Annotated in this window: 14 protein-coding genes; 8 read left to right on the forward strand and 6 right to left on the reverse strand. The window is 41.0% G+C overall.

Features of this window, described 5'->3' with window-relative positions; all coding sequences use genetic code 11:
• Positions 1 to 12: 12 nt before the first annotated feature.
• Positions 13 to 1,188, reverse strand: coding sequence for a beta-ketoacyl-[acyl-carrier-protein] synthase family protein (locus GS400_RS17300; protein ID WP_160103886.1), 1,176 nt, complete (start codon positions 1,186 to 1,188; stop codon positions 13 to 15).
• Between the two features lie 254 nt (positions 1,189 to 1,442).
• On the opposite strand from GS400_RS17300, the gene GS400_RS17305 reads away from it, so the two are divergent.
• Positions 1,443 to 2,015, forward strand: a complete 573-nt coding sequence (locus GS400_RS17305) for a hypothetical protein (protein ID WP_160103888.1) — start codon at positions 1,443 to 1,445, stop codon at positions 2,013 to 2,015.
• Here GS400_RS17305 and GS400_RS17310 read toward each other — a convergent pair.
• Together GS400_RS17310 and GS400_RS17315 are read right to left on the reverse strand one after the other, a co-directional pair.
• Positions 1,977 to 2,975: a nuclease-related domain-containing protein gene (locus tag GS400_RS17310; protein ID WP_160103890.1), complete on the reverse strand. Its 999-nt coding sequence runs from the start codon at positions 2,973 to 2,975 to the stop codon at positions 1,977 to 1,979. The genes GS400_RS17305 and GS400_RS17310 overlap by 39 nt on opposite strands.
• A 127-nt stretch (positions 2,976 to 3,102) precedes the next feature.
• Complete coding sequence (locus GS400_RS17315) at positions 3,103 to 3,408, reverse strand: hypothetical protein (protein WP_160103892.1); 306 nt, start codon at positions 3,406 to 3,408, stop codon at positions 3,103 to 3,105.
• Between the two features lie 303 nt (positions 3,409 to 3,711).
• Here GS400_RS17315 and GS400_RS17320 point away from each other — a divergent pair, with 303 nt between their 5' ends.
• Complete coding sequence (locus tag GS400_RS17320; RefSeq protein ID WP_160103894.1) at positions 3,712 to 4,026, forward strand: hypothetical protein; 315 nt, start codon at positions 3,712 to 3,714, stop codon at positions 4,024 to 4,026.
• 23 nt (positions 4,027 to 4,049) lie between these two features.
• Complete coding sequence (locus GS400_RS20350; RefSeq protein WP_255454147.1) at positions 4,050 to 4,178, forward strand: hypothetical protein; 129 nt, start codon at positions 4,050 to 4,052, stop codon at positions 4,176 to 4,178.
• Between the two features lie 79 nt (positions 4,179 to 4,257).
• Here GS400_RS20350 and GS400_RS17325 read toward each other — a convergent pair whose 3' ends face one another.
• Positions 4,258 to 4,839, reverse strand: coding sequence for a Fic/DOC family protein (locus GS400_RS17325; protein ID WP_160103896.1), 582 nt, complete (start codon positions 4,837 to 4,839; stop codon positions 4,258 to 4,260).
• Positions 4,832 to 5,119: a hypothetical protein gene (locus GS400_RS17330; protein ID WP_036841687.1), complete on the reverse strand. Its 288-nt coding sequence runs from the start codon at positions 5,117 to 5,119 to the stop codon at positions 4,832 to 4,834. Before GS400_RS17330 ends, GS400_RS17325 begins: the two co-directional genes overlap by 8 nt.
• 555 nt (positions 5,120 to 5,674) lie before the next feature.
• Between GS400_RS17330 and GS400_RS17335 the strand changes: the two genes are divergently transcribed.
• The 5 genes from GS400_RS17335 (at position 5,675) to GS400_RS17355 (ending at position 11,650) form a co-directional block, all read left to right on the forward strand.
• On the forward strand, positions 5,675 to 7,132 hold the full coding sequence (locus GS400_RS17335) for a PTS mannitol transporter subunit IIBC (protein ID WP_160103898.1): 1,458 nt from the start codon (positions 5,675 to 5,677) through the stop codon (positions 7,130 to 7,132).
• Positions 7,133 to 7,309: 177 nt separating this feature from the next.
• Positions 7,310 to 9,409, forward strand: coding sequence for a BglG family transcription antiterminator (locus GS400_RS17340; RefSeq protein WP_160103900.1), 2,100 nt, complete (start codon positions 7,310 to 7,312; stop codon positions 9,407 to 9,409).
• Between the two features lie 12 nt (positions 9,410 to 9,421).
• Entirely contained in the window at positions 9,422 to 9,859 is a 438-nt protein-coding gene (locus GS400_RS17345) for a PTS mannitol transporter subunit IIA (protein ID WP_160103902.1), read from the forward strand.
• 1 nt (position 9,860) lies between these two features.
• Positions 9,861 to 11,009 (forward strand): mannitol-1-phosphate 5-dehydrogenase, encoded by a 1,149-nt coding sequence (locus GS400_RS17350; protein ID WP_160103904.1) that lies wholly within the window; start codon positions 9,861 to 9,863, stop codon positions 11,007 to 11,009.
• Positions 11,010 to 11,152: 143 nt separating this feature from the next.
• The gene (locus GS400_RS17355) at positions 11,153 to 11,650 is read left to right on the forward strand and encodes a hypothetical protein (RefSeq protein WP_160103906.1); all 498 of its coding nucleotides are present in this window, start codon (positions 11,153 to 11,155) and stop codon (positions 11,648 to 11,650) included.
• Between the two features lie 46 nt (positions 11,651 to 11,696).
• Here the strand turns inward: GS400_RS17355 and GS400_RS17360 are convergent, their stop codons facing one another.
• Positions 11,697 to 12,113 (reverse strand): immunity 70 family protein, encoded by a 417-nt coding sequence (locus GS400_RS17360; protein ID WP_160103908.1) that lies wholly within the window; start codon positions 12,111 to 12,113, stop codon positions 11,697 to 11,699.
• Positions 12,114 to 12,431 lie beyond the last annotated feature (318 nt).

Raw genomic sequence — 12,431 nt, forward strand, 5'->3', positions numbered from 1 at the left:
TACGTGCCTCCTTCACTCATATTTTTTCATCAATAAACACGTATTGTTGCCGCCGTTACCATGCGTTGTTATGGCAACACTGTTGATAGATTGATACTTCGGTTCGTAAACAATTGGGAGATCCTCATAGCCTGTGCCGGTCGTTTTAATCGTTGGCGGAATAAAGTTTTTGTTAAAAGAGATCAAAGATGAGATGACTTGGATGACGCCCATCGATCCAAAAATATGGCCGGTCATACCTTTGATGGATGTGATCGGGATGGAATTGCCAAAAAGCTTTTGATGAACAATCTTTTCTACATTATCGTTCGTTTGAAGACCTAGCGCCTGGCTGTTCACATAGCTTGGTTGGTGATTTAGGAGTGCTCCTTTTAATGCAGCGAGCATGGAATCCCCACTCATTTCCGCTTGAAGCATTGGTAGCGCCTCGTTGTTGGAATACACATTTTCCACGATGCCATGAATATGTGCGCCTCTTTTATGAGCGTGATCTTCTCGCTCTAAGGTGATAATGCCAGCGCCTTCTGACATGACGAACCCATGATGCTCATTTGAAAAAGGAACGCCGGTTTCCTGAGGATCTGTGTTTTGAGCGATGGACCGGAGTTTGGCGAATCCATATGTACTCCATTGCCCTAGCGATGCATCGGCTCCGCCTACAATACAGAGATCCGCTTGGTTCGAATCCAGTAAAAGCTTCCCCATCAAAATCGCATCTGAACTTGATGCACATCCTGTTGTAATCGTGTGGACATGACCTTTTGCTCCTGTGTACATTGCGACAGATGAAGACAGTGTATGTGAATCGGCGAGTACAACGCCGTGACACGGAAACATACGGAAGTCTTTTGCTGCATCACAATTTTGTTCAATTTCAAGAAGACTTCCGAGCGAAGTTCCCATAATGACTGCAATTCTAGATGGGTCGATGTTTTTGATGTCGGCTTGCCGTAGTGCTTCGTCTACTGCGGCCATGGCTAATCTGCTTGAGCGTGGATATCGTTTGTATGCTCTTTCGTTGAGGGGTTCTTGGGTGATTTGGCCGGCGACGATACTGGAATGATTCGGCCCATGGTCATGAAGGATAGAATGTGTGCAGATACCTTTCTCAAGTACATGTTCAAAGTCGTTGATCGATTGAATTTGTGGTGCCTGAATCCCCATTCCAGTAACAACTGTTCTTCCCAATTACATCACCCCCTAATTGATCGTGGTTGACGACACTCCACGACGTTTCGTATTCCATATATCGACGCAGAACGCATCCAATTCAACGAAATGTCGATAGAATCGGCCTTCCTGACTATAGGTTGGGTGGTATTTTGTTGGGTGGCCTAGGGCTAATGGGATGGGTGTGGGTTATTGGTAGGAGATGTGGGTGGAATGTTTTTTGATAGATCGATAGGGAAAACTGTTGCGTTTGAGCTACGGGGGGGCTTTGTATGAGTGTTGATATGGCAGGTTCCTGCTTGGTGGGTGGAATCTGTTGTTATTTCCGGGATAAAGAGCGATTTTTTCTCGTCTCGATGCGGTTTTCTCTCGCCTCGGTGCGGTTTTCTCTCGCCTCGGTGCGGTTTTCTCTCGCCTCGGTGCGGTTTTCTCTCGCCTCGGTGTGGTTTTCTCTCGCCTCGGTGTGGTTTTCTCTCGCCTCGGTGCGGTTTTCTCTCGCCTCGGTGCGGTTTTCTCTTGCCTCGGTGCTGCTTTCTCTCGCCTCGGTGCTGCTTTCTCTCGCCTCGGTGCGGTTTTCTCTCGCCTCGGTGTGGTTTTCTCTCGCCTCGGTGCTGCTTTTTCTCGCCTCGGTGCTGCTTTCTCTCGCCTCGGTGCGGTTTTCTCTCGCCTCGGTGCTGCTTTCTCTCACCTCGGTGCGGTTTTCTCTCACCTCGGTGCGGTTTTCTCTCACCTCGGTGAGGCTCTCTCTCGCCTCGGTGCTGCTTTCTCTCTCTGCTATACACCGCTACACCGCTCCCAGCCTTATCCTATCTATAATCGAAAGCATTCTTTACAAAAGCAGGTAAATCATCTGGCTGTTTATAAATCCTCCCTTTTGTGTCACCACAATACTTCAAACCACTACTTTTTAACATTCTTAGTGAGACATCCTTATCAGAAATTAGAACAAAATCCCTAAACTCCCTATTCGTAATAGAATCTTTCCCTAATAAAAAATAGTCCGCTAACGCTAAAAGATGAGCATTTTTTGAACGATAACTACATGTAGGACACTGCCACCTTAAACGCACCCATTCCATAGCGTAACTTTCACATTGAGGGCACATGACTCCGCGGATAATATCAGAGGATTTTATTGAAAAGTATTGGAGGATATCTTGCTCTAGTGGAGTATTTTCAGCTAGTAGAGCATTTCGTATTTTATCAATATTAAATGTGGCGCGACCTTTATACAGTTTTTCAATCTCAACAATTTTGTCGACGATGTGGACTGCATTCATTAGGGGCCAGTTGTGATTATGGCTTTTTGGTGGGATTACCACTGTTGAAGGGTTGGTGAAGGCGACTAAAGGAATGACGGGGTAACCATAAATGCCTCGATACCGAAGCCATTCTTCTAACTGCTGCTTATGATGGGTTACTTGTAGTAATGGATCATCCATATGTTTAGTGATGCCATTTACCGTTTGTTCAAAATGCTTCTTATCTTCATTGTATGTGATGGTGCCCTTATGATTTTTGGCTTCTACTATAAATATAGCGTGGGGACTAAGGATAGGGGTGTCTATTTGAAAAGCATTTCCGAAAGCTCGCAATCGTACACCACGAATGACTTGATAGGATTTAAAAGGTAAAAAGCGTAGGTGATAATCAAGCGTAAGTTCTCCCTTGTGACCTGACCACCTTCTTTTCAAATTCTCTTCGACTAACTTCCTTTTTGGGTTATGCGGCGTGATTCTTCTTAAAACTCCTTCCTTTTGAGGGATGTCTAAAGGAATTTCTCTTTTGATATGATTCAGTCTCATCACTCCTCTCATTCTAGTAACATTATTTTACAACAGCCAATAAATTTTTTCATGCAAAAAAGAATTAATCAAACGTTTGATCAATTCCTTAACTCTGAAAATATCTTATTCTGCTACTTCCTTGAACTCAGTCTAATTCCAGCCACCTCTTATATATTTCCTTCTGAAGATCCGCATCGTTAAACATATCCATTTCCTTTTTAGCTTTAAAAATTAACCTTTCCCTTTGTAAATATTGAAAGGTTTTATAGATCTCTTGATTTTCTTTATGAAATTCATGGATGCGTTCCGTAAGCTCGTAATATGGATAATCTCCTGCTTTCCATTGTTCAAAGTAATTCCAGAGTGGCTCTAATGCTTCCTCTGTAACCTTTTTATGATATAAATCTAATATTTCACGGTCACGTTTTTTCTCTGCTTTTGACTTTTTCATAAGAATTTATCTCCTTTCACATCAGTCCCCTACTAACTGATTCATTTTATCCTAATATGACATCTTTCAATACGGAGGTTATACTATAAAATCTCTTCAAAGTCGACATTGAGTTGAGTGGTTAATATGTTTATTTAGATCGGCGCCACTTTCACATTAACCTAAACAAATAATCATCAAACAAGCCCACCCCTTCATAAACATAAAAAATGGATGCTAGCGACACAACATAATGCTTTCCACAAACGTTCAAAGGTACTAAAATAGTAGTAACAAATCCTTTAGGAAGGTGGTGAGTTGAAGATGATTCAAAAGCGCTGGAAGTTAATACTATTTACGGTTATGATCGGAATCATTATTCAAGTCACCTATACATCAAGCATCCAAGTACCGATCACCTCCATTGTAGAAACAGGTGAGTCTGTTAACCTAATGGATGTGCATGAGGATGATAAGTCCTCCTCTGTCACTAAATTTGGATACCTTCCTATCGCATTAGCATCCTTGCTATTGATTGGTGTAACGCTTCTCGATTGTAGGCATAAGTTCATGCACTTCTTGTCCTCGGTCTTTTATCAATCGAATTATTTTCGGCAAAACATCGTCATTTCTCCATAATTACTAACAAAAAGGAGGAAACCATGATGATGTTTTGGGTGCGCATGATTCTTATCGGAGCTTTTTCCGTTACTTCATTAAGTTTAATGCTCTTTCAAGGAATTGAGATTTATCATTCCTTTTTAGATTTCTTTAATCATAGACAATCCTAATAGAAAGGGAGCAGCCTCGATAGCTGCTCCCTTTTTTCTATAAAACTAAAAAATCTCATGGAACAAAACCATGAGATTACTAGACTTTATACATACAACGATATAAGATTTCTTCCAAGCCAGTAGGATCCATTTTAGCCAGAGCCTGCTTCGAGCTTTCGATCATTTCCTCCTGTGAGGCCTTACTCCAATCAAGCTGAAATCCATGACGCAATGAGAGAGTACGGAAAAATTCACGCTGGGCTCTCCCATTACCTTCACGAAAAGGATGAGTGGCATTCACATGGTCAAAATAAATCGCCATTCGCTGCGCCAAATCAGATTTTCCACTTACATCTTCTAAAAGATTCTCTTCACGCAAAGGAACAGTCACATGTTCTTCAAAATAAGGAACCATCACGTTATGAAGCGCAAAATGATTCCCTTTTGTGATGTTCACTGTGCGGAGCTCCCCAGCCCATTCATAGATATCCTGAAAAATATAGCGGTGAATATTTTGTAAATGGTTCAAATCAAACTGACCTTCTAATGGATCCTGAAATAGCTCCATTAGCCGGCGACCTGATAGCATGCGCTCTAGGCGTTCAAGCTTGTCTTGATCCTTCACATCAAATTTATTTTGCAACACATCAATATCTGGATAGACATATTTATCATTCATAAGCTAGTTCTTGCACCTTTTGCATAAATTCTTCTTCGGAAAGCTCACCTTCTACTTTTGCTCGGATCAGCTTTTCTTCTTCAGACTGCAAATCAAGTCCTTCCATCGCTAATGTTCCTTTGACTGACTTCATACCCTTTTGGATTTCTGAATCACGCACGGATGGAACGACTCCTTTCAGTTTCGCATAATAGGTTTTTAACGTATCAGCTTTTTCCTGCGGTTTTGTTCGTCTCATCGTAATCGATGGAGCTTCTTTTAATAGCTCAGATGTAACCATACTGTTCTCCCCTTTGGTGTCACGTACGACTAGTCCCTACCCTTTATTATAACATGTTTTTGAGACATTTTTTAGGACTTGAAGAGAATCTTGTACCATCCTATGATCGACATCCATAAGGGTATGCTGAAAAGGATCCCCCAGAACAATCCTTCAAAAATGTTGCCTTCTTCCTCCATGACCGAACCTCCTACGATGTTTTTACCATCATGGTCATGAATGGAGTTGGATATACTTGATCAAACGTTTGATCAATTTTTTGAGCTAGGTCATGAAAGTTAGCGATATCCTTCATTAATGAGTGCGATCTTGGAGTTATGAGCGATCCACTTCTTTTATGAGCGCACCCCTCGAAATTTGAGCGACCAGAATGATTTATGAGCACCATTCACATTTTATGATCGATCGCTCCCCTCCCTTTCCACCTCCCACCACATCCGACTTTTTAATGATGTCACAGGACCTGTGACAAACCTGCATTTAGATTGTCTTGTAGATACGGTTGTAACCGCTTTATCATGAAAGTACAGAAAAACACAGAAGGAGGAACTTCCCATGAGTGAACAACAAACTGGAATTCGCGCTCGTGTGCAGCGATTCGGAAGTTTTTTAAGTGGCATGATTATGCCGAATATTGGTGCATTTATTGCATGGGGTCTTATAACAGCATTATTTATTCCTGATGGATATTTTCCAAATGAAAACCTAGCAGAGATGGTCGGACCGATGATCAACTATCTTCTACCATTACTCATCGGTTTCACTGGTGGACGATTGGTTCACGGATTACGTGGAGGAGTCGTTGGTGCGACTGCCACAATGGGTGTTATCGTCGGAGCTGACATTCCGATGTTCCTTGGCGCAATGCTAATTGGACCACTTGGCGGTGCAGCGATTAAAGCTGTCGACAAGCCACTAGAAGGTCGAATCCGCTCCGGTTTTGAAATGTTAGTAAACAACTTCACAGCAGGTATTGCAGGTGCAATTCTTGCTATCATTGGCTATTACATTATTGGCCCAATTATGGCTGGCTTAACAAATGTTCTGGGTGCTGGTGTTGAATTTCTAATCAATGTCGGTCTGCTTCCATTAGTTAATCTCTTTATCGAACCAGCTAAAGTTCTATTCTTAAACAACGCAATTAACCACGGTATTCTAAGTCCGATTGCAGTTGAACAATCAAAAGACGTAGATAAATCAGTTCTATTCTTACTTGAAACAAACCCTGGTCCTGGTTTAGGCGTACTACTTGCTTTCATGTTTTTCGGAAAAGGAATTTCTCGTCAAACAGCTCCAGGTGCAGCAATCATCCACTTCTTTGGTGGAATTCACGAAATTTACTTCCCATATATCTTGTCAAAACCATCATTAATTTTGGCCGCTATGGCCGGTGGTGTAACAGGTACAGCGACATTCGTATTCACAGGTGTCGGATTAACAGCAACACCGTCACCAGGAAGTATCGTAGCCTTACTGCCACTAACGGCTAAAGGAGATATTTTCGGAGTTATTCTAGGTGTTCTTCTAGCAACAGTCGCATCCTTTATCGTCGCTTCCTTCATCCTGAAGTTCAGTAAGCAAGAAGAAGAAGGCGACCTGAACGAAGCTACAGCTAAAATGGAAGAAATGAAAGGCAAGAAAAGCCGCGTTTCTGACCAGTTAACAAAAGAAGAACAAGAAGAGCAGACTGAAAATCGTAACACAGATGAAGTACCATATGTCGATCGTAGTCAAGTTGACAAAATCATCTTCGCTTGTGACGCAGGCATGGGCTCCAGTGCGATGGGCTCTTCCCTACTGAAAAACAAGTTTAAGAAAGAAAACATCAACATTGATGTTACAAACATGGCAATCAACGATCTACCAAGTGACGTAGACATCGTCATCACCCACAAGGACTTAACAGAACGTGCAATCCAAAAAGTACCGAATGCCCACCACATTTCTGTGGAAAACTTCTTAAATAGTCCTAAGTATGATGAACTCGTGCAAGAATTAAAAAACGAAGAATAAACCATAGGACCTGATTCACCCGAGTCAGGTCCTTTTTTCATAAATCTCCTCAATTAAATTTTGTCACACCCCTTATGACGAACCTATCTTTTCTATTCATTGATAACACTCACAAAACGACTTACCATTAAAGTGTAAGCTATTCAATTTTGTCACAAGAAAGGAGGTCAGACAGAGATGTATATTACAGGGCGCGAACGAAAGATTCTTGATATGCTGCTCTCTCAACAAGATGAGTCAGCCACAATTAAGTTTATGGCAAAAGAACTGGACGTCAGTACACGTACGGTTCACCGCGATCTCAAAAGTATTGAATCCCTTTTGGGTGAGTACAACCTTCAACTTGAAAAAACAGCAGAAGGTCACCTTGAGATCACGGGACCATTCGAATCCAAACAAGAATTCAAGCTTGAACTGAACCAACAAACCACGCTTGATTACACGCCTGAAGAACGACATGTTTTGATCCTTTCAACATTACTAGAAGCAAGAGAGCCTGTTAAGCTCATTGCTCTAGCAAATGAACTGGGCGTTACCGTCGCAACCATTAGTCATGACCTGGACAAAATTGAAGAAGATCTGTCTGGCTTTCAACTTTCGTTAGTAAGAAAACGAGGGTACGGAGTCGAAATTGAAGGTGAAGAAAGCGCCATCCGTGAAGCCATCAGTTATTTGATTATGCGCCATATGGATGAACTCGACTTCTTCGCCCTACTCCGCCAAAACATTCAGGAAAAACCTAAGAATCTGGTGGACTCCGTATCCGAGCAGCTGCTTGGTCTGGTTAACAAAGATAAACTTTCTTTAATCGAGCAGCATGTTAATGAATTACGAAATGAACTAACCTATCGTTTAGCAGATAGCGCCTACATTGGACTTGTCGTTCACTTGGCCCTAGCCCTTGAACGAATCCAACAAGGCGAAACAATCAATATGGATCAAGAACAACTTCAAAAGCTCAGATTCGCAAAAGAATTTTCAACTGCTGAAAAATTAATCGAGAAACTCTCTGACACATTCGAACTCACGATCCCTGAAGCTGAAACAGGTTATATCACCATGCACCTGATGGGAGCAAAAGCTCGATATGAAAAAGATACATTGCTTGAAGATTCGAGTATTAGCATAGCGTTTAAGACAAAGCAGCTTATCGCAAATGTATCCAAGCGAATCAACATCGACCTACATCAGTCTGAACGATTGCTGAATGACCTGGTCGTACACCTGAAGCCGAGCGTCTATCGACTTCAACAAAAAATGGACATTGAAAACACGTTCACCGAACAAATCGAACAGGATTATCCAGAGCTGTTTAACCATGTTGAAAAAGCTCTCCATGAAGTGTTTACGGGATTTGAATTCCCAAAAGAAGAAACCGCATTCGTCGTCATGCACTTCGCCTCTGCCCTAATTAACTTAGAAGGTGGGCGAGGACTCCATGTATTGGTTGTTTGTTCGAGCGGCGTAGGGACAGCAAAAATTTTAGCAGCTAAACTGCAAAGACAATTCAAGCAAATTGAGACCGTGGAACATCGATCGCTTTTTGATTTAGAAAAACTCGATACAGATTCATTCGATTTGATCGTATCGACCATTGCGCTTACGGATTTTGATTCCTATGTCCATGTAAGCCCTGTGCTCCCACAAAAAGATATTCACAAAATCGAGCACATAATCCGTCGCGTGCAGGTGACGAGCCAGCTGCAAAAAGCACCATCCACAGTTAAAGAGAGTGGAGACGAATCCTTGGATGCTATCAGACAATCCTTGGCCAAAAGTCAACGCTATGCAGAGGCTCTTAATCAGATCTTAAATAATCTTTTTGTAAAACCCATAAAAGCTACAGGTGTAGAAGGAGCACTTAACGAAGCTTCTTATCAACTAAAGCAGGAAGAAATTATTTCAGACCCTTCCCCTATTGTTGAGCATTTGTTGGAACGGGAAAAAATAGGCGGGCTGGGCATCCCAGATACACACCTAGCCCTCTACCACGCCAGAAGCTCAGCAGTTGAACAGGCATCCTTCACTATGCATGTGTTGGAGGAACCATTAACGGTTCAGGGAATGGATCAAGAAGAAATGCAGGTGCACACGCTACTGTTAATGCTTGCGCCAGAAGACTTCCACGAAGAGGGCTTAGAGGTCTTAAGCTTTATTAGCTCCCTCATCGTGGAAGAGGATGATTGCACAACCATCCTCCAGTCCAAAGATGAAGAGAGAATGATTCACTATATTTCGAATCAACTCTATGACTTTTATAAATCTAAACAAACCTAAAGGAGAATTCACATGTCTAATAACATTTTAAAACCAGAAAATATCGTATTAAATAAAGAGCTTATCAATAAAGAAGAAGCCATTCGTTACGTAGGAGGAATCCTAAACGAACAAGGCTATGTTAGTCCAGAATATATCGATGAAATGATCAAGCGTGAAGATATCACTTCAACGTTCATGGGGAACTATGTAGCAATCCCACACGGAACAGAAGATGCGAAAAAAGCTGTTCTCGAAACGGGGATCTCTGTTGTAACTGTCCCTGAAGGCGTGGATTTCGGTGATGGTAACATCGTTAAACTTCTAATCGGTATCGCCGGAAAAGGTGACGAACACCTTGAAATCCTATCTCAAATTGCAATCGTATGCTCTGAAGAAGAAAATATCCAAAAGATCATTGATGCGGAGACAAAAGAAGAAGTCATTTCTATGTTCAGCGAGGTGAACTAATATGAAAGCAGTCCATTTTGGAGCGGGAAACATTGGACGAGGATTTATCGGAGCACTACTCGATCAAGCAAACTACGAGACCATTTTTGTAGACGTAAACGAAACCTTAATCGATGAACTAAATAAACGTCAGGGCTACACAGTCGATCTAGCCGGAAGCGATGAAACTATCGAGGTCCAAAACGTAAGCGGCCTTAACAGTATGAGTCAACAAGATGAAGTGATTCAAGCAATCGTAGAAGCTGACTTGATCACGACAGCTGTAGGTCCACACATTCTACCCGCTATCTCAAAGGTGTTAGCTCAAGGTCTTGAAAAACGCATAGATGAAAACCATGGCCCTGTAAATGTAATCGCCTGTGAAAACATGATCGGCGGCAGCGAAGCGTTACGTGCTCATGTACTTGAAAACCTTGATGAAGCCAAGCATGAAAAACTAAACGAAACAGTAGGCTTTCCAAATGCAGCAGTTGACCGCATTGTCCCAGATCAAAACAATGACGATCCTTTAACCGTAAAAGTTGAACCCTACTTTGAGTGGGTGGTTGAGACACCTCGCATTAAAGGTGAACAACCAGATGTCGATGGTATCACCTATGTTGAGGACTTAACTCCATACATTGAACGTAAGCTATTCACCGTGAACACAGGACACGCCGCAGCCGCTTACCTCGGACATTATCATGGTTACCAGACAATCAAGCAAGCTATGGATGACCCTACGATTTCAGAAAAAGTACGCGGAACACTGAAGGAAACTGGATCTGTCTTAATTGAAAAGTACAATTTTGACGAGTCACAACACGAAGCCTATATTGAAAAGATCATCGAACGCTTCCTTAACCCAGATCTTTCAGATGAAGTGACAAGAGTCGGCCGTGGACCAAAACGTAAACTCGGACCTAAAGATCGTTTAGTACGACCAGCTTCAGAATATATTGAATCGATTGGAAAAGATCCAGAGTATCTAGCTGAGGTCATTGCTTCTGCCCTACTTTATCAAAATGATAGTGATCAAGAGGCTAAGGAATTGCAGGAAGTTGTACGAAATGAAGGTGCGCTTCAAGCATTGCAGCAGGTAGCTGAACTTGATCATGACAATCGTTTAGTTGATGTTGTTCGTGAGCAAATTCAAAGATTGATTAACTAAAAAAAGCAGGCAATAATCGGCCGTCTCTCATTGATAAGAGAGGCGGCCGATTATTTTTATTGAAAAAAATCATTTGAAATAAGCTAACTAAATGTCGAAATTATAATAGGGATAACACATTTAATACGAAGGAGTTATAAATAATGAAGAAAACCTCTTTGTTCATTACACTAGTTAGCATTGGTCTAATCACTATTTTCACCATCAAAACGTCATTAGGTAATGAAGATATAAAAGTGCAATTTAACCAAGAAATCTATCAAACGAAATCTATGAAAGATTTAAATACCACATTAACGGATATGGGGTATGACGTTTGGGACAAGGAAATGTTATTTATCGTTTCTGAAAAAAATAGCACAAATCCTCCAATTGTTAACTATACGAGAAAATCAGATATAGTCATATATGACATCTACAATATGAAATCAATTACTGCAGCACAAAAAATATTAGAACTTGATTACAATATAGACTTAAAGAAGAGGGATTTAGAAACAATACTTCCGATGCGTTCCAAAAAAGATGAACACCTCAGCTATGAAGGTTTGTCGTTCCAATTCTTTGATTCTAAAATTGGGGATGAACCATTCTCTACAGGTATTCAAGTTTTCTTAAATCCAGATAGATTTGTGGATTAAAAAAATAAACACGATTGGCTGGGCCAGCCAATCGTGTTTAAAGGGATTAAATACTTTCAATCTCTAGATCTACCTTTTCATACTCAGCATCTTTCAATGCCATAATTAAAACCTCAAAAAGATCTCTTCCATCACTTGTCACAAAATAATTTGCCAAACTAGTTATAGTAGAGCTAATATTTTGACCCCAGGGTGGTTGTTTTGAAGTATCTTCTATATCCCATATCACCTTATCAGGAATGAATGTCTTTAGTTTCGAACGCACTTCTTCCACTTCTGTTAAAGCCTTAGGAACATCCTTCCATGAGAGCTTCCCTTGATAAAGTTCATTCATTAAATATGGATACCTACTCCCCCAACCATTCGGTTCTAGATGATAACTAATTGTTAAAAAAAATGAATGAAGGAAATCACCATGACCTACTTGGTACCATAAGAAATCTATTTTAAAACCAACGGCCAATTTAAATCACCTCTTATTTATTCCAACGTGAAGTATCATCGTCACTATAGTTTAAAACAGGTTGCTTTACTTAACCTTTTTAAATAATCACTTATAAATCTATTCAGTAAGTATCTATCAACTGTATAGAAAACGCCCTTATTCTAAAGCTGTTGTAGGAATAGCTACTGGGCCGCGATTCAGAAAAAAGATAGCATAAATAATAACCAAGCAGATCAAGACAACTTGAGTAATCACCAACACCTTATATGTAACACTATTCCTTCTACTCCTATGAGTTAAATACAATATTAGTGCAGAGAAAATAAGGGCAATAAT

The sequence above is a fragment of the Pontibacillus sp. HMF3514 genome (assembly GCF_009858175.1).
Lineage (GTDB): Bacteria > Bacillota > Bacilli > Bacillales > BH030062 > Pontibacillus.